Source organism: Nocardia sputi, from assembly GCF_023501985.1.
The window spans coordinates 138,269-160,915 of sequence record NZ_JAMFLC010000023.1 but is presented as its reverse complement, the minus strand read 5'-3'; the positions used below and the strand labels follow the sequence as shown (position 1 = coordinate 160,915).

Below are 22,647 nucleotides of genomic sequence, written 5' to 3'. Positions count from 1 at the left end.
GTTTCAGCGATGGGAGCGCGTACGGTGCGGTACGGAATCGTGTTGTTCACCAGCGATCGGGGGATCACCCCCGCGGATGCGGCGCTGGCCGCGGAGCGTGCCGGGTTCGACACGTTCTATGTGCCCGAGCACACACATATCCCGGTGGTCCGTGCGGCGGCGCACCCGCGCACCGGCGACGCGAGCCTGCCCGACGATCGCTATCTGCGCACCCTGGACCCGTGGGTCGCGCTCGGAACCGCCGCGTCGGTGACCGAGCGCATCGGGCTGTCCACCGCGGTGGCGCTGCCCGCGGAACACCATCCGATCACGCTGGCCAAGACCATCGCCTCGCTGGACCACCTGTCCGGCGGCCGGGTCAGCCTCGGCGTCGGATTCGGCTGGAATACCGACGAACTCGCCCATCACGGTGTTCCCGCGGGCAAGCGCAGGACCGTGCTGCGCGAGCATCTGGAGGCCATGCGGGTGCTGTGGACCGAGGAGGAGGCCGGCTTCGACGGCGAGTTCGTCACCTTCGGCGCGAGCTGGTCCTGGCCGAAGCCGGTGCAGAAGCGCATTCCGGTCCTGCTCGGTGCGGCGGGCACCGAGAAGAACTTCACCTGGCTGGCGAAACACGCCGATGGCTGGATCACCACGCCGACCGAGGACGGCCTGGACGAGAAAATCGCTTCGTTGCGGCGGATCTGGGACGAGCACGACCGCGCAGGCAGGCCCGACGTCGTCGCGCTGGCCGGTCGCTACGACGCCGAGCAATTGACGCGCTGGGCCGAATCCGGCGTCACCGAAGCGGTTTTCGGGTTGCCCGACCGTCCGGTGGAGGACGTGCGGGCCTACCTCACCCGGTTGGCCGGGAAACTGGGGATCGAGCACACCCGGTGACGCATCGACGGTGCCGCCGGGCGTTGTCGGCAAGCCACAATCCACGACAGATGCCGTCCGACACCCACAGTCCGATCCGCGGCATGCCGCCACCGTCACGGATCACCGGCTGCGCGCCGCCTGCGACGCACCTGCCGTGGACGCGGGCTGCTTCAACCGGCTCTAGCGGTATCGGGCCATCGAAACCCGAGGGACAGACCCGTGCTCTTCTATCGATGCACACCCGATCTGCACCTTGTCATCTGCAGCAGGGGAGTCAGCTGGAGGCCACTTGGCAAGGACTGAAGTATCTGACTAAAGTCAGATAAATGAACAAGGGGCAGATCGACCAGGTGCGTCAGTTCAACCGCATCGTCACCGAGCGGGTCGGCGTACTCCAAGACGATTACCTGGGTATGGACCGACCCATCGGAGAGGCGAGACTGCTCTGGGAGATCGACGAACCAGGGCGTGACGTGCGTTGGTTGCGGCAACGGCTCGGCCTGGACTCCGGCTACATGAGCCGGCTACTGCGCTCCATGCAGGCCGATGGGCTGATCACCGTCGAACCGCAAGCCGATGACCGACGAGTCCGCACTGTGCGACTTACCCCCATCGGCCGGATCGAACGTGATCTTCTCGATCAACGCAGCGACGAGCTGGCGGGCCGTCTGCTCGAGCCGCTCAACCCCGCCCAGCGTGACCGACTTGTGACGGCAATGGAGGAAGTGGGCCGACTGCTGACCGCTACCATGGTCACCCTCGACACCGTCGCTCCCGATCACCCCGACGCCGAATACTGCTTGCAGTCCTACTACGCCGAAATGCGGGAACTCTTCGATACCGGATTCGATCCTGCCAAAAGCCTGCTGCCCGACGCGAATGAACTAGCGGCTCCGCACGGCCTGCTCTTGATCGCTCGCCTCCACGGTCAACCCGTCGGTTGTGCCGGACTGAAACTGCCGCCCTGCACGCCACCGGAAATCAAACGAATGTGGGTAGCTCCCCATGTTCGCAATCTCGGCCTCGCCCGCAGATTTCTCGCCGAACTCGAAGCGCGGGCCGCCCGGCTCGGGCACAGCACGCTCCTCCTGGACACCAATAAGGCCTTGACTCCCGCCATCAACCTCTACCGCTCCTACGGCTTCACGGAAACCGCCGCCTTCAATGACGAGCCATACGCTCATCACTGGTTCGAGAAACGAATCATCACAACGATATCCGGCTGATGAGTGTTGGTACGGGTGGTTGCTTGACTTCCGGCCGGGATGTCGGGTCACTGCTGCTACGGCCACAAGGCCGGATTCGTGGAAGAGTGCGTAGAGTCCCAACTCGGACAGCCGGCGGGAGTGAAAATGTCAACCGGTGTCATCAATGATCGTGAACGCGGCGATGCCCCTCGTTTTTCTACGCGCGCGATCGCGCACGTGCGTACCGGCCTACTTCGGACACTACGCGGCATGCACCGCCAGTACACCTTGTGGGCTGCTGGTTATCTAGCGAGATTCGCCTGACAACATCACCTACAACCGGCCGAGGAATTCGCGGATCAGTGGGACGACCTCGTCGAGGTGCGTTTCGAGCAGCCAATGGCCACCGTCGAAGACGTGGAGTTCGGCATCGGGGTGGTCGCGGTGATAGGCGCGGGCAGCTGGTTCGGGCATGTAGCCGTCGTTGCGGCCCCAGATGATCAAGGTCGGTGGGCGATGCTCGCGCAGGTAGGCCTGTTGGATAGGGAACCAAGCGACGGTATGGCGTTGGTCGGCGAGGAGATTCACGAGGTTGGCCTGCCGTTGCGGTGGGCTCGTCACCGACCACGCGAGTTTCCAGAGGTCCGGGCTCACCCGATCGGCGAGATGGTCGGGTAACTCTCCGAGGAACTCGCCCCGGAAGCCCGCTTCGCTGACCGCTGCCGCGAGGTCGGTCCGGCCCTGCTCGGTGGGATTGTTCCAGAACTGCTTGAGAGGTGCGTATTTCGGTCCGTGTTCGTCTTCGTAGATATCGCCGTTCTGAACGATGAGGCCGCGGACTCGTTCGGGTGCGTCGATCGCCAGACGCAGTCCGAACTGGGAGCCGTAGTCGTGGAGGTAGATCACGTATTCGGTGAGGTCGAGCGTCTCGACGAAGCGGCGTAGGTACACCGAGTAGCCGTCGAAGGTATAGGCGAAGTTCGCCGGGGCATCGCTGTAGCCGAAACCGGGCAGATCCGGTGCGATCGTCCGCCAACGATCGGCGAGTGCGGGCATCAGGTCGCGGAATTCGAATGACGACGAGGGGTAGCCGTGGGGCAGTAGGACGATCGGGCCGTCGGCGGGGCCCGCTTCTCGATAGAAAGTTTCGATGCCGTCGACGGTGATCCAGCGATGCCGTGTGCTCATTGAGGGTGTCTCCTGGTGAGTATTTCCGAGCCCGCACCGGGCGGCAGACACCCGGACGGGGCTGACTTGTCGGATCGGCTGAGGCAGGGCAGGCCTGTATGAATTCGGGCTGGGCACCGCCACAGCCGATAGTAGAAACGCGAATCGACAACTCAGCACACTAATCGCGTCTGCGCAGCGCCACCACACCCGCGATGACGCCGACCACGACGACGGCGGTCGCGCCGAGTCCCGCGAACAGAGGCCATCGGCTTCTCGGCCCGGAGTCCGCGCCCGCTGCCTCCGTGCGCTGCGCGGCCCGCTGCGTATCGGCTTTCTCCCCGAAGACGCCATCGGCGACGCCGGAGGAGTACGTCGGCCCTGGTTCCCGATGGCCGGTGACGCTCAGATCCAGCCGGATCGGCACCGGCGCCGCGTCGCCCTCCTCGAAGGTGGAGCCGAGCTTCACCGCGATGTAGTACCAGCCCGGCACCGCCTGCCTGCGCGCCTTGCTGTCGCCCGCGGTCCGGTTGGCGTAGCGGATCGGAACCGTCGCCATCGGGTCCTGGTTCGGCAACACCTGGTCGGTGCCGGTGTAGGCGGCGAAGTCGGAGCCGATCTCCTGGCGGATCGGGTTGTAGAGCGTGGTGTTGATATTGGACAGGTTGCCCAGCCCGCGCCCGCCGTTGCCGACGAAGCGCACCCGGTAGGCCAGGCCCTGACCCCAGTCCAGCCGGACACGGTAGAACACGAACTCGCCTTGCCGCAGGGTGTCGCTGTAGCGGCCGCTACCTGTCAGCGGCGCGGCCACGTTGAACGATCCGCCGCCGGACACGGGAGTGTCCGATCCGGTCGGCTCGGTGAACGCGGTCGGCGTCGTCGTGGGGGCTGTGCCCGTGGCGGCCGCGGCAGGCTCGATGCCCACCAGCAGTTCGATCGGCAAACGCTCCGGTACTCCGGCGGAGACCTTGTCCCAGGTCAGCCCGAAGGAATAGCGGCCGCCGCCGCGGCAGTCGTCGCTGCCGCCGCGCTCCTTGGTCGCGCCGTCGAAGGCTTTGGCGATGGTGAGCGCCACGCCGTCACTGGATTTGGTGGTCAGCTCGGATTCGAAGACGTGGCAGTCCTGACCGTTCGCGCCGTAGACGCGTAGTTGCAGTGTGTTCATGTCGTCGGTGGCGGAGACGTCCCGGAGACGGGGAAACGACACCGTGCCACTGAAATAGGCGGTCGCGCCCGCGGACACGTCCACCGACCAGTACCGCTTCTCGCGCTGTCCGATGGTGTCGAGGTACTGGCCGGGCGCGGCGATCGGTGCGGTCTCGTGACTGCTCGTGCCCGTGATGGGCGTTCCCGCGGCGCGGTAGTTGCGCAGGGCCGCGGCGCTCACGCGCGGCAGGACCCGCTCCAGTGCCCGCCCGTCGGCGGCATCGGTGTAGGTGCCGCCGGTGGCCTGCGCCATGCAGGTCAGCTGGGATCGGGCGGCGGCGTCCACCGCGAACCCGATCGCGTGCACGACCAGATCGATCCCGCGCTGCTTCACTTCCCGCGCCACTTCGCACGCGTCAGGTGGGGCGCAGGTGTCCTCGCCGTCGGAGACCAGCACGATCGAGCGCGGACCGGAGCCGGGCAGGGCGTCGGCGGCCGTACGCAGCGCGGGGCCCATGGGCGTCCAGCCACGCGCCCGGATGCCGTCGACGGCGGCGGTCAGCGCGACCTTGTCGAGCGGGTCGGCCCTCCGCAGCAGGTGGACGTCCCGGCATCCGGCGGCCTTGTCCGACTCCGCGCTCCCGGTGCTCGTGCCGTATGCCACGAGCCCGACCTTCGACTCGGCGGGGGCGGACCCGACGAAGGCGCGGACGGCGTTCTTGGCGGCGTCCATCATGGTGCCCGCAGGATCCGGCCGCAGCATCGAGCCGGAGGCATCCAGGATCAACATGGTCGGGGCGTACCGCGGTGGCTGTTCGGTGCGGTCCGGCTGGGCAGCCGCACCGGGCGCGGCGAGTGCCGCGCCGATCAGACAGGTGGTGAGCGCGGCGATGAACTGGGTGATTCTCGGCATGGTCCTCGTCGATGGGTTCGCCTGCGATGGCGCACGGCACGGCAAATCGGGTCCCGGTGACCGTATTGGCCGATCCTGCCGCGCCGCGAGCCGAACTGCCCCCTGACGGGAAGCGGCCCGCGCGAAGAAGCTTCGCGCGGGCCGGGAGGGCGTCGTCAGCGCAGGTCACGTCTGCGGAACGCCGCGACGCCGATACCGAGCAGGAGCGCGGCGACCGCGAGCAGCCACAGCACCGGCTGGGCATGGAACTCGGCGCCGGGCACCTTCGGCGGATGGACGAACGGCACCAGATCGACCATCCACTGCGGCAGCCCGTCCAGCGAACCGACGAAGAAGATCACCACCATGGTGCTGAGCACACCCCACGCGACCGGAGCGAACCGCGGCGCCAGACCGTAGAGCGCCACCGCGATGCCCGTGACGACCCAGACCGCGGGCACCTGCACAGCCGCGGCGCCGATCGACTGGGGCAACTTCGTACCGAGATCGCCGTCCGAGGCGCCGTACACGATGCCGATCGCCACACCGGAGACCAGCAGCGCCGCCGCGGGACCCAGCAGCGCGAAGCCGATGTGGCTCAGCGCGTAGCGACCGCGGCCGACGGCGCCGGACAACGTGGCCTCCACCCGCGCGCTGGACTCCTCGTCGTGCAGCCGCAGGGCGGCGGAGACCGAGTAGGCGGCCGCGGCCGCGGCCAGCATCGTGATCGCGTAGGTGACGAAGGAATCCTGCAGCTGCTGGGAGCCACCCATCCGGGTGACCATGTCACGAATGGACGCGCTGCCGTCGAGCATGTCGCCGACGCTGCTCACCGCGCCGCCGATCAGCAGGCCGTACAGGGCGAAGCCCACCGTCCAGGCCAGCAGGGTGCCACGCTGCAACCGCCAGGCCAGACCGAACGGGCCGGACAGGCCGGGCGCGGCGGCGGGTGGCCCGGGGCGCTCCGCGATGAGCCCCGAACCGATGTCGCGGTTGCCGAGCAACGCGTACGCGACAGCGGTGCCCAGCACCGCGACGGCGGCCGAGGCGATCAGCACCCACCACCGTTCGTCGGCGTACGGACGGATCTGCAGCGACCAACCGATCGGCGAGAACCAGGAGAGCACGCCGTTTCCGGCGTCGCCGACGGCCCGCAGGGCGAAGGCCGCGCCGAGGGCGCTGAACGCCACGCCGCGAGCCACTCGCGCACCGGCGCTCACCTGGGCGGCGACTCCCGCGACGGCCGCCCAGACGATGCCGGAAGCCGCGAGGGCGGCGCCGAAGGACACCGATCCCGCGCCGGGCAGGTCGGCGGCGGACAGCGACACAGCGCACACGATCCCGGCCAGCAGCGCCCCGGAGTAGGTCATGATCAGCGTGGCGGTGAGACCTGCGTAGCGTCCGATGCTGGTGGCGCCCACCAGTTCGGCGCGCCCGGTCTCCTCTTCCACCCTGGTGTGCCGGATTACCGTGAGCACCGTGGCGATGGCGATCATGGTGTACATCGCGCCGGCTTTCCAGGTGCCGATCGATCCGAGCGCGGAGCTGAAGACCGGTCCGTACATGGCGATCAGCGCGGGACTGTCCGCCGTGGTGCGCGCGAAACTGTCCAGGGCGGCCTGGTTGTCGTACAGATCTTTCACACTGACGACCTGCAAGGCGGGCATCAGGCCGATGAGCAGCGTCCACAGCGGCAGCACGACCCGATCGCGCCGCAGGTACAGCCGTAGCAATCGCCCGGTGCCCGCGAAGTCGCCGGATACGCCGAATACCGGCGCGGCGGCGGCGCGGCCCGCGATGGCGGTGGCGGTGGCGGTGGTCATGCTCGCACCTGCTCCCCGGTGGCCGTCGCGGTCTCGGTGCTGTGGCCGTCGACGTGGTAATGCCGCAGGAACAGCTCCTCCAACGTCGGCGGGGTGCTGGTCAGGCTGCGCACGCCGGCATCGCCGAGCACCCGGATCAGCTCGCCGAGGTGTTCGTTGTCGACCTGGCAGCGCAGCGTGTGGTCATCGAACTCGATGTCCGCCACACCAGGGATGCGACTCAGATCGCCCGCGTCGCCGGTCAATTCGGCGGTGATCGACGTGCGGGACAGATGGCGCAGCTCCGACAGCGAACCGCTCTCCACCGTGCGGCCGGCCCGGATGATGGTCACCCGCTCACACAGCACTTCGACCTCGGACAGGATGTGGCTGGACAGCAGGACGGTCGCGCCGCGCTGCTGCGCCTCGTGCACGCACTCCCGGAAGACCTGTTCCATCAGCGGGTCCAGGCCCGAGGTCGGCTCGTCCAGCAGCAGCAGCCGCGCGTCCGAGGCCAGTGCGGCGACCAGCGCGACCTTCTGGCGGTTGCCCTTGGAGTAGGTGCGCGCCTTCTTGCGGGGGTCGAGGTCGAAGCGCTCGATCAGCTCGTCCCGCCGTTTCTCGTCGATGCCGCCCCGCATCCGGCCGAGCAGGTCGATGGTCTCGCCGCCGGAGAGCGAGGGCCACAGCGTGACATCGCCCGGCACATAGGCTAATTCGCGGTGCAGGGCGACCGCGTCGGCCCAAGGATCGCGGCCGAACAGCCGGGCCTGTCCTCCGGTGGCGCGCAGGATGCCCAGCAGCACCCGGATGGTGGTGGACTTGCCCGCGCCGTTGGGGCCGAGGAAGCCGTGGATCTCGCCTTCGGCGACCGTGAGGTCGAGGCCGTCCAGCGCGGTGACGTGACCGAAAGTCTTGCGGAGGCCGCGGACTTCGATGATGTCGGACATCACTTCTCCTTGGTGAAAGTGTCCAAGATCGTGGGATCGGTGAGCAGACCCTGGGTGTAGAACTCCAGGGCCGGTGGGGTGAGTTCATCGCTGAGCTCGCGAATCGCCTTGCGATAGTCGATCTTTTCGTCGCGGTGCTGGCGCATCTGCATGTACAGCATGGTCGCGCCGACGTTCAGCATCATCAGGTAACGCGCGCGCGCCGCGGGGTCGCGACTCGGCTTGATGGCGCCCGCCTGAACCGCCCGCTCGAGGTACCCCTCGGCGTCGGCGACCATGTGCTCGAACAATGATTCCGCCATCGGTCCCCCCGCCTGAAGGCTGCGCACCATATAGGCGACCAGCGGTGCGTACGACTCGAGTTCGGCCAGAGACTCGAGCATCCCCGCCTTCATGGACGACGCGGTGATCGCCTTGACCTTCTCGTCGCGGATCAACTGCAGGACCCGCTCGTCGCAGGCGGCGCGCAGGCCGTCCTTGGAACCGAAGTGATGGTTGACCAACCCGGGGGAGACGCCGGCGGCGGCGGCGATCTTGCGGACTCCGACTTGGAATCCGTGTTCGCCGAAGACCTCGATCGCGGTATCGCGAATGCGGGCCGCGGTGGTCAGGTCCTCGGTGGATCCTTGCGGAACGGGCTGTTGATTAAACACATGTTCAGTATATTAAACAGTTGTTCAACGGTCTAGCAAGACCCTCCCGCGGACTTGTCGCGCATCACGGTTTGCCGCCGGTGTACGGGGCTATCGTCGAGTTATGACTAGCGGCACGGCAACGACGGCGGACCACCTACGCGCGGCACTCGACGGACCTTGGGCGGCCGTCCGGGAGGAAGCCCGGATCTTGCTGGCCGGGGAGGAGTTCACCGGCGACCCCTACCTCGACTTCAAGGCCGCTCGGGCCCGGGTGCTCGACCAGATGAAGGCCGTTTCCACGATGGGGTTCGCCGAGCGCGGCTTCCGCCGGGAGAACGGCGGCACCAGCGAGCCGGGAGCGGCGGTGGTCGGCATGGAGATGCTGGCCTACGCCGATCTGTCGCTGTGGGTGAAGGCCGGCGTGCAGTGGGGGCTGTTCGGCGGGGCCGTGGAGAACCTCGGCACCGAACGGCACCGGGAGTACATCGAGCGCCTGATCTCCTTGGACCTGCTCGGATGCTTCGCCATGACCGAGTCCGGGCACGGCAGCGACGTCGCGAACCTGGAGACGACGGCGACCTACGATCCGCAGACCCAGGAATTCGTCGTGCACTCGCCCACTCCGTCGTCCCGCAAGGACTACATCGGCGGCGCGGCCGAACACGCCAGGATGGCCGCGGTGTTCGCGCAGTTGATCACCCGTGGCGAGAACAAAGGCGTGCACTGCCTGCTGGTGCCGATCCGCGACGAGAACGGCGCCGACCTGCCCGGCGTGACCACCTATGACGACGGTCTCAAAGGCGGCCTGCCCGGCGTGGACAACGGGCGCATCGTCTTCGATCACGTGCGAGTGCCACGGGAGAACCTGCTCAACCGCTATGCCGACGTCGCGCCGGACGGCACCTACAGCTCCGAGATCGAGAACCCGAGCCGTCGGTTCTTCACCACTCTCGGCACCCTCGTGCGCGGCCGGGTCAGCGTCGGTGGCGCGGCCGCGGCCGGCGCGCGGGTCGCGCTGAGCATCGCGGTGCGCTACGCGCTGCAGCGCCGCCAGTTCTCCGACCCGGACACCGGGGTGGAGACGGTGCTGCTGGACTACCGCAGCCATCAGCGCAGGCTGCTGCCGTTGGTCGCGAAGTCCTACGCACTCGCCTTCGCGCAGAACGACCTGGTGCGCCGGATGCACCTGGTGCAGACCGGCCAGAATCTCGAGGCGGGCGCGCAACGCGCGCTGGAGAAGCGCGCCGCCGGCCTGAAGGTCGCGCAGACCAGGCACGCCACTCGCGCCATCCAGGAATGCCGCGAAGCATGCGGCGGCGCGGGGTATCTCACGGAGAACCGGCTGGTCACCTTGAAGGCCGACACCGACGTGTTCACCACCTTCGAGGGCGACAACGTCGTGCTCACCCAGTTGGTGGCCAAGGAATTGCTCACCGCCTATGCCGATGAGGTGCGCGACCTGGACGCGCTGGGCTGGGTGCGCTTCGCCGCGACCATGGCCGGTGACGTGGTGCGCAAGCGATCCGGCGTGCGTCAGCTGATCCAGACGCTGCGCGACCGCAGCGGCGAGTCCATCGATGAAGGCGATCTGTCGCGCCGGTCGGTGCAGCTGCAGTTGTTCGCCGACCGCGAGGACTACTTGGTCCGCACGGCGGCGCACCGGCTGCGCGCGAGGGCCGAGGAGACCGGTCCGTTCGAGGCGTTCAACAACGCCCAGGACCACATCCTGGCCGCGGGGTCGGCGCATATCGAGCGCCTCGTGCTCGAGGCGTTCATCGAGGGCATCGCCGACATCGAGGATCCGGACGCGCGCGAACTCGCCGAGTGGATGTGCGACCTGTTCGTCTACACCACCATCGAGGAGAACCAGGCCTGGTTCATCATGCACCGGTTCATGTCGGTGGAGCGGGCGAAAGCGATCCGCCGTGGCGTCAACGAGCTGGTCGACCGGCTACGGCCGCACGCTCTGACGCTGGTCGAGGCCATGGGTGTGCCGGAGTCGATGCTGCGCGCCGCCATGCTCGACGACGCGAGCGTCTTCGACCGGAACCAGCCGATCTCGGCGCCCTCGTAACAGACGCCCTGGTCGGGGACCGCGGGCTTCTGCCGCGGGCACTGGTCAGGTTGCGCCCGCGCAGGCCAGGCCGTCCGCGCTACACCGCGGCCGGTCAGCCCGGACCGTACGCGGTGATCGCGGTGACCACGAACCACACGATCCAGACGAAGCCGACCACCATCCCGATCGCCAGGACAGTACGCATCACCGCCCGGCCGAAGTCGAGGTCACCGGCCTCTCGGGGATACAGCTTCCACGGGCTGTACCACGGCGCCCGGATGGCGAAGGCGGACGCCTGCGCCTCCCGTTCGGCCTGCGCGAGCTCCTCCGCGTACGCCTCGGCCTGCGCCTGGTTGGGACCGCCGTGCCAGAGCGTGATGTCGATCGGGCCGAGGAAGCCCTCGTTGAGCAGGTCCTGCGGGGCGGGGAGATAGGGCAGGATGCCGAGTCCGCGGAACGCGACGGCGACGTCGTTGGCCGTCCAGAGGTGCTTCTCCTGCGCGGCGAGGGCTTCGAAGTAGTGCCGCAAGCGGCCGGGATCGTCGCCGAGGATCACGTCGAAGCTCGGATCGGCCCATCGCTGTTCGAGCTGGAGCTGAGCGCCCGGCATCGTGACCAACAGCGCGACGCCGTGGACGACGCGCTGCCCGAGACCACGGGCGGCCAGCCACTCCTGCAACGCGAAGGTGTGCTCGCGGGACTTGTCCACCGGTGTGCGGCGATCGCGGCTCTCCGTCGCGACCGGCTCGCCGTTGATCGACCACGGCCCGTTCAGCGGGACCTCCAGCACACCGTCCTGGCGGGAGACGAGCGCGTCGGCCTCGATCACCACGCAGCTGGTCGGCGTCCAGATCACAGCGTCGAACTGGTGCAGCCGATTCTTGTGGAACAGGCTGCAGGTGATCGTCGCGACACCATGCGGACTGTCGGGGTCCTTCCAGGTGCGCAACCAATCGATCAGCGCGCGCTCGGCATTGGTGCCTGCGGCGTTCTGGACTCGCACGAGCATTGGCGACCGCCCTTCACGTCGACACTCGACAGAGGACAGGATACGAGGTGGCGCAACGGGTTCGCCGCGCGCACGCCGACGCATGGCGTGTCGGCTGTCGGCGCCGCTCCCGTCGCGCGGGCTCTACGCCGGTTCTTCGGCCGGGATCCGGCCCGCCCGCACGGCCGCGAGCAACTCGGCGTGATCGGCTTCGGTGCGGTCGGCATAGCGCACGGCGAAGGCGGCCACCGCGTCGTCGAAGCGCTCGTCGCCGTCCAGATATCCCGACAGCAGACGCGGATCCAGCGAGCGGGAGTGAGCCCTGGCCAGCAACGCGCCCGCCAGCCGTCCGTAGTCGTCGAGGTCGCTCGCGGGCAGCTCGGCGGGATCGATGCTGCCCTTGAGATTGCGGAATTGCCGTACGATGAACGGCATTTCGGCGCCGCCTCCGTCCGGATCGAGAGACGTCCATCCGAGCAGGATGTCCGATTCGGACTGAACCAGCCTGGCTCCCCGCACGATTCGCTCACCCTCGTGCCGCACCGGGGGCGTCGGCAGGAACGGGGCGAGTGCCGCGGAAGGGGCCTGCTTCACCTGCAGGACAAGCGCTTCGCCGTCGTTGCCGTGCAGCAGCGCGAGATAGGTGCGCAGGCCGACGCTTCCGGTCCCGACGATCCGGAAAGCGATGTCGGACACGGCGAATCGAGCCAGCAGGTTGCGCCGCGACTCGGGCAGGGTGTCGGCGTAGCGCTCCAGCCCGCCGATCACCGCCTCGGCGACGCGCTCGTCCACCGTGGTGAGAATCGGGGGATCGCTGACGAAGCGGTGCTTGCGGATGCCGGTCTGGTGATCTTCCAGGTGCGCGGTCCACTTGGCCACCACTTTGGCGCTGGTGTTCTTGCGCGCCTTCTTGGCGGCCTTCTGGAAATCGTCGAGCAGCGCGTCGGCCTTGGCCTGGGTGATCACCGACTCGTCCGGAAGCGCGCACCAGGACGTCATGAACGGCATCGCGGCCAGCTCGTCCACGGCCAGGCGGTAGGAGCGGGCGGCATCGCGCGCCGCGGTGCGGCACTCGTCCTCGTCGGCGCCCGCCTCGCGCCCGGCCAGTACCAGGCTGGCCGCGAGGCGCTCCAGATCCCATTCCCAGGGTCCTTCGACGGTCTCGTCGAAGTCGTTGATGTCCATGATGATCTCGCCGCGCGCCGTGCCGTACAGGCCGAAGTTCGCCGCGTGCGCGTCACCGCACAGCTGGGCCGGGAGCCCACTGTCCGGGCCACCCGCCAGATCGGCCGCCATCAAACCCGCCGCGCCCCGGTAGAAGGTGAACGGCGAGCTGATCATCCGCCCGATGCGCAGCGGTATCAGGTGCGGCAGCCGCCCGGCGTTGCTCGCCTCGACGAAGTCGAGCACGCCCGGCCGCCGCACGCTGGTCGCCTCCCTGTCCCTGGCGATGACCGGAACCCGCTGACGCAGCGCGCGGCCCCGCGCGTGGACCTCCTCGGCGGGCACGTAGGAGCGCAGGTCGATACCACTGTCTGACACAACGGATCACGCTAGCCGGTGCGGACCGCCACCGCCGCGTGGTGTCGCCGCACCGCACCGGCGCGCGGGGCGGCACGGGCTCGATCGGCAGCCGCAGCGCGGCCCGGTCCCGACGCGGGGACCGCGGGACGCGCGGGGGACGCCGGCGATGCGCCGGTAGGGCGACCCCAGCTCCGGCCTGGTCTCGGGCTCGTCACGGTTGGGCCAGAACGCCATCGCGCGCTCGGCCTGCGCGGTGATCGTCAACGACGGGTTCACGCCGAGGTCGGCGGTCACCGCCGACCCGTCCGCCGCATGCAGGCCGGGATGACCGTAGACCCGCTGGTACGGGTCGACCACGCCGGTCTGCGGGCTGTCGCCGATCACGCATCCACCGATGTAGTGCGCGGTGGCCGGGATGTCGAACACGTCCATGATCAATCCGTGGGTGTCGCCGTCGACCTTCGCCTCGAACCGGCGGCCGATGTCGTGGGCCAGCGGGATCCAGGTAGGGGTTCGGCTGGCCGGTGCCCTGCCTGGTGCGCAGCCGCCCACGCCTGCGGAACGAGGTCAGCGAGTTGCGGGCGCCACACAGCGGCCCGCACGATGAGAAAATTTTCCGATCATTCTGTCACCGCCGCGTTGTGGCGGAAACCATCCTCGCACGGGCCCGGCGCGCCGATAGCCGGAAATTCGGCGCGTGGAGATGGCGGGGAACCGGGTCGATGGGGTATGCACGGGTCGTGACAACCGAATCGGGCACAGCGCAACCGGAGGAACGCGCCGGCGGAGTGCGGGGCGTCTTCGCCGACCGCATCCTGACCGTGCCGAACGCGCTGAGCGTGCTGCGCCTGCTGGGCGTGCCACTGTTCCTGTGGTTGCTGCTGATCGAGCGGGCCGATGGCTGGGCGTTCGCGTTGTTGGTCGCCAGCGGCCTGACCGACTTCCTGGACGGCAAACTGGCCCGGCTGCTGGACCAGTCCTCGCGGCTGGGGGAGCTGCTGGACCCGTTCGTCGACCGGCTCTATCTGGTCACCACGCTGGCGGCCTTCGTGATCCGCGGTCTGATGCCGTGGTGGGTGGCGGCGATCCTGGTGGGGCGCGACCTCGTACTCACCGCGACGTTGCCGGTGTACAAACGCCGCGACCTGCCTCCGCCGGAGGTGATCTACCTGGGCAAGGCGGCCACCTTCGCGCTGATGTCCGCCCTGCCCTGGCTGCTGGCCGGGCAGATGGACTGGGCGGCCGCCGGTTTCGGGCGCGCCTTCGGCGGGGCGCTGTTGATCTGGGGCACGGCGGTCTATGTGTGGACCGGCGTGCTCTACACCGCTAGAGCCATCGCGGTCGCAAGAGCGATACCGGCTGTGGGGCACCGAACGGCGTAGCCGATAGAGTTTGCGTGCAACGTTCAAAAGAAAGGACGGCCCGTGACCCAGACCCCCGAGGATCTGCTCTACACCGAGGAGCACGAGTGGGTACGCCGGATCGCCCCGACCCGGGTGCGGGTGGGCATCACCGACTACGCCCAGTCTCAACTCGGTGACGTTGTGTTCGTGCAGCTGCCCGAGACGGACGCGGACGTGGCCGCCGCGGACAGCATCGCGGAGGTGGAGTCGACCAAGAGCGTGTCGGACATCTACGCCCCTCTGAGCGCGAAAGTCGTTGCGGTGAACGACAAGCTGACCTCGGAGCCGGAGACGTTGAACGCCGACCCCTACGGTGAGGGGTGGTTGTTCGAGTTGGAGGTTCGCGATGCGGCGAGCCTCGACGCGACACTCGGTGAACTGCTGGATGCCGCAGGTTATCAAGGAGTTATCGGGGGCTGAAGCAGCCTTCCCAGTTCTACCTGCACGGGTGCGGCCCGGCAGGGTACGGTCAATGCCAACAGATGCCCCGGCGCCCCCGCCGGGAATCCGAGAGACTCGACGGCAGGTCGTGGTGCCAGAGGTATCACCTGCTTGCATGGGATAATCAGGTTCGAGGAGGAGAGAAACGGTGAGCGAGAACAAAGACCCGGGTTACGGGGAGACCGCGGCCGAGACGACGTCGGTCTTCCGCGCGGATTTCCTGAACGAGGTCGACGCGTCGCGCTCCGGAGAGCAGACCGGCGAGCAGCCGGTCCAAGGGGTCGAGGGTCTGCCCGTTGGCGCGGCCCTCCTGGTCGTCAAGCGCGGCCCGAACGCGGGCTCGCGGTTCCTGCTGGATCAGCCGACCACGTCGGCCGGCCGTCACCCCGACAGTGACATCTTTCTCGACGACGTCACCGTCAGCCGTCGGCACGCCGAGTTCCGTCAGGACGACGACTCGTTCCAGGTCGTCGACGTGGGCAGCCTGAACGGCACGTACGTGAACCGGGAGCCGGTGGACTCCTCGGAACTGCAGAACGGTGACGAGGTGCAGATCGGCAAGTTCCGGCTGGTGTTCCTCACCGGACCGCGCGCCCAGGTGACCGACTCGTCGGCGGGCGCGGGGAGTCTATGACAACGTCGGCGCTGGGTCGTATACCTCATGAAAGGCTCGTGATCATGAAGGACCTGGCGCTGTGACCGGTGCGGCGCAGTGGGCACGCGGAGGGATGTCGATCGGCTCCGTGCTCGACCTGCTGCGCCCCGACTTTCCCGACGTCACCATCTCCAAGATCCGCTTCCTGGAAGCGGAGGGCTTGATCCGGCCGGAGCGGACGCCTTCGGGCTACCGCAGATTCTCCGTGGCGGATGTCGAACGGCTCCGGTTCGTGCTGACCGCGCAACGCGATCAGTACCTGCCGTTGAAGGTGATCAAGGAACAGCTCGAGGCCATCGACAGCGGTGCGGCGACGCTCGGCGTGCGGGAAGCCCGCGCCCGAGCGCACTCCGTCCGGTCCGGGGCGCCGGAGCCCGGACCCGGCGCACCCGATGCCGAACAGGCCGTACCGGGTTCCGACCGTGGCGGGCGCCCGGTGCCCCCGCCTCGGCGGCTCGGCGTCGTGCCGAGCGAGGTCTCCCCGGAAGATCTGCGGTTCGATCACGAAATCCGGGTGACCCGGGCTGATCTGCTCGACCAGGCCGGGATCGATGAGAGGTTCCTCATCGATCTCATCCGGGCGAACCTGATCACGCCCGGTCCGGCGGGTTACTTCGACGCCGATGCGGTCACGCTTGCCAAGACCGCGCGGGCGATGGCCGAATTCGGTTTGGAGGCACGGCATCTGCGTGCCTTCAAACTCGCCGCCGACCGCGAAGCCGCGCTCGTGGCGCAGATCGTCGCCCCGATCGCGAAGAGCCGTGACGCGGGTGCGCGCGCCCGCGCGGAGGAGACGGTGCGCGAACTGGCCGCGCTGTCGCTGACCCTGCACACCTGTCTGGTGAAGTCCTCGGTCCGGGGGTCGCTCGGGGGCTGATCCCCGGCGCGCCCCGGGCTCGGAGGTTTCGCCGAACCGGCACTGTGATTTCGGCTGTGCAGACGGATCGCTGGACCGGTGCGGGTTCGCCTAGACTCGTGGTACGGCGAGCTCTGCAGCGGTCATGCCGGGCCGGCGGCGAGTATGGGAGGCAGTGCGATGAGCGAAATGCGCGTGATCGGCATCCGTGTCGAGCAGCCACAGAACCAGCCCGTGCTGTTGCTCCGCGAAGTGGCGGGCGACCGGTATCTGCCGATCTGGATCGGGCAAGCCGAGGCGACTGCGATCGTCCTCGAGCAGGAGGGGGTGACGCCGATCCGCCCGCTGACGCACGACTTGATCAAGATCCTGATCACCGAACTGGGGCACACCCTCAAGGAGGTCAGGATCGTGGATCTGCAGGAGGGCACCTTCTACGCGGATCTGGTCTTCGAGAACGATCTGCGGATCTCGGCGCGGCCGTCGGATTCGGTTGCGATCGCCTTGCGGGTGGGTTGCCCGATCCATGCCGAGGAGTCGGTTCTGGAGGAGGCCGGGCTGGTGATGCCGGACGAGCGTGAGGACGAGGTGGAGAAGTTCAAGGAGTTCCTCGAGTCGGTGTCCCCCGACGACTTCAAGGCGACCGACAGCTGAAGTAGAGGTCGAGACTTTTACCGCGCGTCGCGTTTGGCTCGATGACGTCGCTCCCTGGACAATCGTGGGGAGTAATCTCGACAGTTGGGCCACGACCGTTTCGGCCGAATCCGCACCGATTCGGTCGGTGACGGAGCCGGGTCATTGATGAGGCTGGGAATGCGTCGGCGAGGCAAGGGAGTGGTCAGTGGCAGAGCAATCGCAGGATGTGGTACAGCCAGGCCTGTTCCCCGACGACTCGGTACCTGACGATCTGGTCGGCTATCGCGTTCCCAGTGCATGCCAGGTGGCCGGAATCACCTACCGGCAGCTCGACTACTGGGCGCGCACCGGTCTGGTGGTGCCTTCCATCCGGAGCGCGGCGGGGTCGGGAAGTCAGCGGCTGTACTCGTTCAAGGACATTCTGGTCCTGAAGATCGTCAAGCGGTTGCTCGACGCGGGCATCTCGCTGCAGAACATCCGGATAGCCGTGGATCATCTGCGTAGCCGTGGCGTGCAGGACCTGGCGGGGATCACGCTTTTCTCCGACGGCACCTCGGTCTACGAGTGCACCTCGGCCGAAGAGGTCGTCGATTTACTGCAGGGCGGGCAGGGGGTCTTCGGGATAGCCGTCAGCGGCGCCATGCGCGAACTGACCGGCGCCATCGCGAATTTCCCCGCGGAGCGCGCGTCGGCGATCACCGAACGTCCCGAGGACGAGCTGTCGTTCCGCCGCAAGGCGCGGATGAACCGCAAGACCGGCTAGACCCCGCGCCGTTCGGCGCGGAAAGAAACAGGTGATGCGCACACACGGCCGGGTAGAGCGGGGCAGTCTCCCGGCCGTGCGTGTGTGAGAGCGCCGTCCGGCGGGGTGACCGGGCCGTGGCGGCAGCGAGAGGGGGGCCGCCGTGCGACTGGGCGACATCACCGGGCTCGTCGGGCCGATCGGCCGGATCGACGCGTTCCCGACCGTCGACGAACTGAACGGATTCGCCGACGCACTGGCCGCCGGCCATCCCGACCGGATCTCCATCACCGAACTCGGACGCTCCCGCGGGGGCGACCCGATCCGCGAGGTGACGGTCGGATCGGGTGACCGGCACATCTTGGTCTTCGGCAATCCGCATCCGAACGAGCCCATCGGCATGGCCACGATCCGCCACCTGCTCGGCCGGATGGTCGTGGACGAGACGGCGACCGTGGGCGCGACGTGGCATTTCGTGCTGTGCGTCGACCCGGACGGAACCCGGTTGAACGAAGGGTGGTTCGCCGGTCCGCACACCAGGACCGGCGTCGCACGCGGCTTCTACCGCCCACCCGCGGCCGAGCAACCGGAATGGTGCTTCCCGACCGTGTGGCGTGGCCGCCGCGTGGGCATCCCGCTCCCGGAGACGAGAGCGATGATGTCGCTGATCGACCGCACGCGGCCCGTACTGATCGCCTCGCTGCACAACGCCGAATTCGGCGGCGGGTTCTTCTACACATCCGGCGGCGACCCGGAGTACTGGTCGGCGCTGACCGCTCGCCTCGCCGCCGCCGACGTGCCGATCTACCACGGCGAACCCGACTCACCCGGCGCCCGCACGCTGGCCCCCGGAGTCTTCGAACTGCCATCCTTCGCGGCGATGGCCGACCTGCTCGCCGCGCAGGGTTTGGACTCGGTCGCCGCGCTGGGCGGGGGTGGCTGCCGCGACTACGCGGCGCGTTACGGCACGGCGATCCTGGTGTGCGAATTGCCGCTCTGGGTCGACGCGCGCATCGGCGACGCCTCGGCGGGCGACCGCGTACTGGGCGAGTTGCTCGACGCCACCGCCGCCGACTACCGGGCCATGGCCGAGGTGGCCTCCGAGGTGCTCGCCCGCGTCGACGGCCGGTTGAGCGGCCGTAGCCCGTTCGAGCGGTCGGTCCGTGCGCTGGTCGCGGGGCTGCCCGGTCTCGCGGTGAGCAGACAGGCCGCACCGGAACGCAACCGCATCGCGACCAGGGGCGAGATATTCGTCGGGCGCTACGACTGGACCGCGATGCTGCGCCTGCGGCTGGGCGGCATGCTGCTGCGTCTGCTCGAGGACGAATACGCTCGCGACGCCGCACCGGTGCTGGCCGCCGAGCGCGACCGGTTCGCCGCGATATTCGACCAGTGGTGCGCCGACGTGGAGCAGAACGCGCCAGGTGTCGCGGTACCGCTGGCTCGTCTGGTGGGCATCCAAGCGGAGTCGATCGTGCTCGCCGCGACGAGGTTGCGCGCGGGCCTGGCCGTCTGACGGTCATTCTCCCTCGGTCTGGCGAGTGACCAGGACGACACGGCCCAGGCGGGGTCCGGTGGCGCGCCCCGGCGTGGCGGCGGCATAAACTGACGGTGCGTCGCCGCCGTGCGGGAGAGTCTCGGTCTCGAAACGAGTCCGAGCGCCGAAGGAGCAGCACCTCCCCGTCAATCTCTCAGGCAACAGGGACCGTGCGGGCTTCGGCGCCTCTGGAAAGCGGTGGCTTCGAGCCGCCCGCCCATGGGGAAAGGGGCTCGGCCACCGGTCGCGGCACCCGAATCTCTCAGGCGCCACGACAGAGGGGGAGGGCAGGTACCCGTCGACCGCCCGGTCGACCCGCCCGACCTTGGGAGCTGTTGTGACTCGCTCATTCGCCGACCGCCATATCGGACCCGACCGGGACGAACTAGCCCGGATCCTGGACGTCGTCGGCGTGCCGTCGCTCGACGAGCTGGCCGTCGAGGCGCTCCCGGCGAGCATCCTGGACAGCGACGGCCTTGCCGGACTGCCCGCGGCGGGCTCCGAGCACGAGGTGCTCGCCGAACTCGCGGCGCTCGCGAAGTCGAACACCGTGGCCACCTCGATGATCGGCCTGGGCTACTACGACACGCTGACCCCGCCGGTGCTGGTGCGCAACCTCCTGGAGAACCCGGCCTGGTACACCGCCTACACCCCCTACCAACCCGAAATCAGCCAGGGCAGGCTCGAGGCCCTGCTCAACTTCCAGACCATGGTGTCGGAGCTGACGGGCATGGACGTCGCCAACGCGTCCATGCTGGACGAGGCCACCGCCGCCGCCGAGGCGATGACGCTGCTGCGTCGCGCGGGCCGGTCCTCTTCCGCCCGGCTACTGATCGACACCGACCTGTTCCCGCAGACCAGAACAGTGCTCTACACCAGGGCCGAGCCGCTGGGCCTGGAGATCGTCGAGGCGGATCTGTCCACGGGCGAACTGCCCGACGGGGAGTTCTTCGGTGTCCTGGCACAGACGCCGGGGGCCTCCGGCCGGATTCTCGACCGGACCGGCCTCATCGCGGCGGCGCACGATCGCGGCGCGCTGGTGGCGATCGGCGCCGACCTGCTGGCGATGACGCTGATCACCCCGCCCGGTGAGCAGGGCGCCGACGTCTGCTTCGGCACCACCCAGCGCTTCGGCGTCCCGCTCGGCTTCGGCGGCCCGCACGCCGGATACCTCGCGGTGCGGCAGGCGCAGGCCCGGCAACTGCCCGGCCGCCTGGTCGGCGTCTCGGTGGACGCCGACGGCGCGGTCGCCTACCGCCTCGCCTTGCAGACCCGCGAGCAGCACATCCGGCGGGAGAAAGCGACCTCCAACATCTGTACCGCGCAGGTGCTGCTGGCCGTCGTGGCCGCGATGTACGCCTCCTACCACGGCGCCGACGGTCTGCGGGCCATCGCCCGCAGGGTGCACGGGCACGCGGCGGCGATCGCGGCCGGTCTGGACGGCGCGGTCGTGCACGACAGCTTCTTCGACACGGTGCTCGCGCACGTGCCCGGTGGCGCGGAAGCCGTTGTCGCGAAAGCGAAGTCGCGCGGCATCAATCTCCGGCTGGTCGACGCCGACCACGTCGGCATCGCCTGCGACGAGGCGACCACCGACGCGCATGTCGCGGCCGTGCTCGAGTCCTTCGGCACCGCGGTGTCGCCGGACCCGGGGGCGCCCGCGCCCGTCGCGGCGATCGAGAACCGCACCTCGGAGTTCCTGGCCCACCCCGCGTTCACGAAGTACCACACCGAGACGGCGATGCTGCGGTACCTGCGCACGCTGTCCGACAAAGACATCGCGCTGGACCGCAGCATGATCCCGCTCGGCTCCTGCACCATGAAGCTCAACGCCACCGCGGAGATGGAGGCCATCACCTGGCCCGGCTTCGCGCGCGTGCACCCCTACGCGCCGGTCGAAGACGCCCCAGGTCTGCTGAAGGTGATCGCGGACCTGGAACGCTGGTTGTCCGACATCACCGGCTACGACTCGGTGAGCCTGCAACCCAACGCGGGCAGCCAGGGTGAGTACGCCGGGCTGCTGGCGATCCGCCGCTACCACCTCGACCGCGGTGACACCCACCGCGACACCTGCCTGATCCCGTCCAGCGCGCACGGGACCAACGCGGCGTCGGCGGCCATGGCAGGGCTGCGCGTGGAGGTGGTGAAGTGCCGCGCCAACGGCGACGTCGACCTCGACGACCTGCGGGCCAAGATCGCCGACCATGCCGACCGGCTGGCCTGCATCATGATCACCTACCCCTCCACGCACGGCGTCTACGAGCACGAGGTCGCCGAATTGTGCGCGTTGGTGCACGACGCGGGCGGCCAGGTGTACGTGGACGGCGCGAATCTGAACGCGCTGGTCGGCCTCGCCAGGCCGGGCCGGTTCGGCGGCGACGTGAGCCACTTGAACCTGCACAAGACGTTCTGCATCCCGCACGGCGGCGGCGGTCCCGGCGTCGGCCCGGTCGCCGTGCGCGCGCACCTGGCGCGGTACCTGCCCGGCGACCCGCTGGAATCGGGATCGCACGCGGTGTCGGCGGCGAAGTACGGCTCGGCGTCGATCCTGCCTATCACTTGGGCCTACATCCGCATGATGGGCGCCGACGGACTGCGCCGGGCCACGCTGTCGGCGATCGCCTCGGCGAACTACATTGCGCGGCGGCTGGACGAGTACTTCCCGGTGCTCTACACCGGCGAGCACGGCATGGTGGCGCACGAGTGCATCCTCGACCTGCGCGAGATCACCAAACAGACCGGCGTCACCGTCGACGATGTGGCAAAACGCCTGGCGGACTACGGTTTCCACGCGCCCACCATGAGCTTCCCGGTGGCGGGCACGTTGATGGTAGAGCCCACCGAGAGCGAAAACCTCGCCGAGCTGGATGATTTCATCGAGGCGATGATCGCGATCCGCGCGGAGATCGACCAGGTCGCCGCGGGCGTGTGGCCGGCGACCGACAACCCGCTGCGCGGTGCGCCGCACACCGCGGCGTCGCTGGTGGGGGACTGGGAGCACCCCTACAGCCGGGAAGTGGCCGTCTATCCCCGCGGTCTCGGGCATGCCAGGGCGAAAGTGTGGCCGCCGGTGCGCCGGATCGACGGCGCCTATGGCGACCGAAACCTGGTGTGCGCTTGTCCGCCGTTGGAGGCGTACGCGAATTGATGTCCGCACCGGCCGTGCCTC

The 22,647-nt window shown here is 68.7% G+C and carries 18 protein-coding genes, 1 pseudogene and 1 riboswitch; of the genes and pseudogenes, 11 read left to right on the top strand and 8 right to left on the bottom strand.

Features of this window, described 5'->3' with window-relative positions:
• Nucleotides 1-24 precede the first annotated feature (24 nt).
• Nucleotides 25-879 carry an LLM class F420-dependent oxidoreductase gene (locus M8859_RS28325; RefSeq protein WP_159926538.1) on the top strand — a complete coding sequence of 285 codons (855 nt, stop codon included), beginning with the start codon at nt 25-27 and terminating at the stop codon, nt 877-879.
• Between the two features lie 308 nt (nt 880-1,187).
• Entirely contained in the window at nt 1,188-2,087 is a 900-nt protein-coding gene (locus M8859_RS28320) for a bifunctional helix-turn-helix transcriptional regulator/GNAT family N-acetyltransferase (RefSeq protein WP_159926274.1), read from the top strand.
• A gap of 294 nt (nt 2,088-2,381) precedes the next feature.
• On the opposite strand, the gene M8859_RS28315 is transcribed toward M8859_RS28320, so the two are convergent.
• The 5 genes from M8859_RS28315 to M8859_RS28295 all read right to left on the bottom strand — a co-directional run bounded on the left by M8859_RS28315 (nt 2,382) and on the right by M8859_RS28295 (nt 8,658).
• Complete coding sequence (locus M8859_RS28315; RefSeq protein ID WP_159926276.1) at nt 2,382-3,236, bottom strand: alpha/beta fold hydrolase; 855 nt, start codon at nt 3,234-3,236, stop codon at nt 2,382-2,384.
• A gap of 160 nt (nt 3,237-3,396) precedes the next feature.
• Nucleotides 3,397-5,274, bottom strand: coding sequence for a vWA domain-containing protein (locus M8859_RS28310; protein ID WP_195071425.1), 1,878 nt, complete (start codon nt 5,272-5,274; stop codon nt 3,397-3,399).
• Nucleotides 5,275-5,429: 155 nt separating this feature from the next.
• A complete protein-coding gene (locus M8859_RS28305) occupies nt 5,430-7,076 on the bottom strand; it encodes an ABC transporter permease (RefSeq protein ID WP_195071426.1) in 1,647 nt (548 codons plus the stop codon).
• Nucleotides 7,073-8,005 carry an ABC transporter ATP-binding protein gene (locus M8859_RS28300; protein WP_159926282.1) on the bottom strand — a complete coding sequence of 311 codons (933 nt, stop codon included), beginning with the start codon at nt 8,003-8,005 and terminating at the stop codon, nt 7,073-7,075. Before M8859_RS28300 ends, M8859_RS28305 begins: the two co-directional genes overlap by 4 nt.
• The gene (locus M8859_RS28295; protein WP_159926284.1) at nt 8,005-8,658 is read right to left on the bottom strand and encodes a TetR/AcrR family transcriptional regulator; all 654 of its coding nucleotides are present in this window, start codon (nt 8,656-8,658) and stop codon (nt 8,005-8,007) included. The genes M8859_RS28300 and M8859_RS28295 overlap by 1 nt, the downstream gene beginning before the upstream one ends.
• A gap of 103 nt (nt 8,659-8,761) precedes the next feature.
• Here M8859_RS28295 and M8859_RS28290 point away from each other — a divergent pair, with 103 nt between their 5' ends.
• Nucleotides 8,762-10,714, top strand: coding sequence for an acyl-CoA dehydrogenase family protein (locus tag M8859_RS28290; protein WP_159926286.1), 1,953 nt, complete (start codon nt 8,762-8,764; stop codon nt 10,712-10,714).
• Between the two features lie 94 nt (nt 10,715-10,808).
• On the opposite strand, the gene M8859_RS28285 is transcribed toward M8859_RS28290, so the two are convergent.
• The 3 genes and pseudogenes from M8859_RS28285 to M8859_RS28275 form a co-directional block, all read right to left on the bottom strand.
• Complete coding sequence (locus M8859_RS28285; protein ID WP_195071427.1) at nt 10,809-11,705, bottom strand: nuclease-related domain-containing protein; 897 nt, start codon at nt 11,703-11,705, stop codon at nt 10,809-10,811.
• Nucleotides 11,706-11,828: 123 nt separating this feature from the next.
• The gene (locus M8859_RS28280; RefSeq protein WP_195140000.1) at nt 11,829-13,226 is read right to left on the bottom strand and encodes a DUF2252 domain-containing protein; all 1,398 of its coding nucleotides are present in this window, start codon (nt 13,224-13,226) and stop codon (nt 11,829-11,831) included.
• A 73-nt stretch (nt 13,227-13,299) separates the two neighbouring features.
• A pseudogene (locus tag M8859_RS28275) lies at nt 13,300-13,785 on the bottom strand (GMC oxidoreductase); the annotation flags it as partial.
• A 211-nt stretch (nt 13,786-13,996) separates the two neighbouring features.
• On the opposite strand from M8859_RS28275, the gene M8859_RS28270 reads away from it, so the two are divergent.
• The 8 genes from M8859_RS28270 to gcvP all read left to right on the top strand — a co-directional run bounded on the left by M8859_RS28270 (nt 13,997) and on the right by gcvP (nt 22,626).
• The gene (locus M8859_RS28270; protein WP_236565544.1) at nt 13,997-14,590 is read left to right on the top strand and encodes a CDP-alcohol phosphatidyltransferase family protein; all 594 of its coding nucleotides are present in this window, start codon (nt 13,997-13,999) and stop codon (nt 14,588-14,590) included.
• 42 nt (nt 14,591-14,632) lie between these two features.
• Complete coding sequence (gene gcvH, locus M8859_RS28265) at nt 14,633-15,031, top strand: glycine cleavage system protein GcvH (protein ID WP_159926294.1); 399 nt, start codon at nt 14,633-14,635, stop codon at nt 15,029-15,031.
• 169 nt (nt 15,032-15,200) lie between these two features.
• Nucleotides 15,201-15,686: an oxoglutarate dehydrogenase inhibitor Odhl gene (gene odhI, locus M8859_RS28260; RefSeq protein ID WP_159926296.1), complete on the top strand. Its 486-nt coding sequence runs from the start codon at nt 15,201-15,203 to the stop codon at nt 15,684-15,686.
• A gap of 94 nt (nt 15,687-15,780) precedes the next feature.
• Entirely contained in the window at nt 15,781-16,584 is an 804-nt protein-coding gene (gene ftsR, locus M8859_RS28255) for a transcriptional regulator FtsR (protein ID WP_159926540.1), read from the top strand.
• A 159-nt stretch (nt 16,585-16,743) separates the two neighbouring features.
• Nucleotides 16,744-17,217 carry a bifunctional nuclease family protein gene (locus M8859_RS28250; RefSeq protein WP_040866482.1) on the top strand — a complete coding sequence of 158 codons (474 nt, stop codon included), beginning with the start codon at nt 16,744-16,746 and terminating at the stop codon, nt 17,215-17,217.
• Nucleotides 17,218-17,404: 187 nt separating this feature from the next.
• Nucleotides 17,405-17,962, top strand: a complete 558-nt coding sequence (locus M8859_RS28245; RefSeq protein ID WP_039797830.1) for a MerR family transcriptional regulator — start codon at nt 17,405-17,407, stop codon at nt 17,960-17,962.
• A 142-nt stretch (nt 17,963-18,104) separates the two neighbouring features.
• Nucleotides 18,105-19,457, top strand: a complete 1,353-nt coding sequence (locus tag M8859_RS28240; protein WP_159926298.1) for a M14 family zinc carboxypeptidase — start codon at nt 18,105-18,107, stop codon at nt 19,455-19,457.
• Nucleotides 19,458-19,558: 101 nt separating this feature from the next.
• Nucleotides 19,559-19,659, top strand: a riboswitch (glycine riboswitch).
• A gap of 156 nt (nt 19,660-19,815) precedes the next feature.
• Nucleotides 19,816-22,626 (top strand): aminomethyl-transferring glycine dehydrogenase, encoded by a 2,811-nt coding sequence (gene gcvP, locus M8859_RS28235; protein ID WP_249645069.1) that lies wholly within the window; start codon nt 19,816-19,818, stop codon nt 22,624-22,626.
• The last annotated feature ends 21 nt before the right edge of the window (nt 22,627-22,647 follow it).

Bases quoted from the DNA above. Each gene is read 5' to 3' on its own strand.
- M8859_RS28320 (WP_159926274.1), top strand. From the start codon at position 1,188: ATGAACAAGGGGCAGATCGACCAGGTGCGTCAGTTCAACCGCATCGTC.
- M8859_RS28315 (WP_159926276.1), bottom strand. From the start codon at position 3,236: ATGAGCACACGGCATCGCTGGATCACCGTCGACGGCATCGAAACTTTC.
- M8859_RS28310 (WP_195071425.1), bottom strand. From the start codon at position 5,274: ATGCCGAGAATCACCCAGTTCATCGCCGCGCTCACCACCTGTCTGATC.
- M8859_RS28305 (WP_195071426.1), bottom strand. From the start codon at position 7,076: ATGACCACCGCCACCGCCACCGCCATCGCGGGCCGCGCCGCCGCCGCG.
- M8859_RS28300 (WP_159926282.1), bottom strand. From the start codon at position 8,005: ATGTCCGACATCATCGAAGTCCGCGGCCTCCGCAAGACTTTCGGTCAC.
- M8859_RS28290 (WP_159926286.1), top strand. From the start codon at position 8,762: ATGACTAGCGGCACGGCAACGACGGCGGACCACCTACGCGCGGCACTC.
- M8859_RS28285 (WP_195071427.1), bottom strand. From the start codon at position 11,705: ATGCTCGTGCGAGTCCAGAACGCCGCAGGCACCAATGCCGAGCGCGCG.
- ftsR (WP_159926540.1), top strand. From the start codon at position 15,781: ATGTCGATCGGCTCCGTGCTCGACCTGCTGCGCCCCGACTTTCCCGAC.
- M8859_RS28250 (WP_040866482.1), top strand. From the start codon at position 16,744: ATGAGCGAAATGCGCGTGATCGGCATCCGTGTCGAGCAGCCACAGAAC.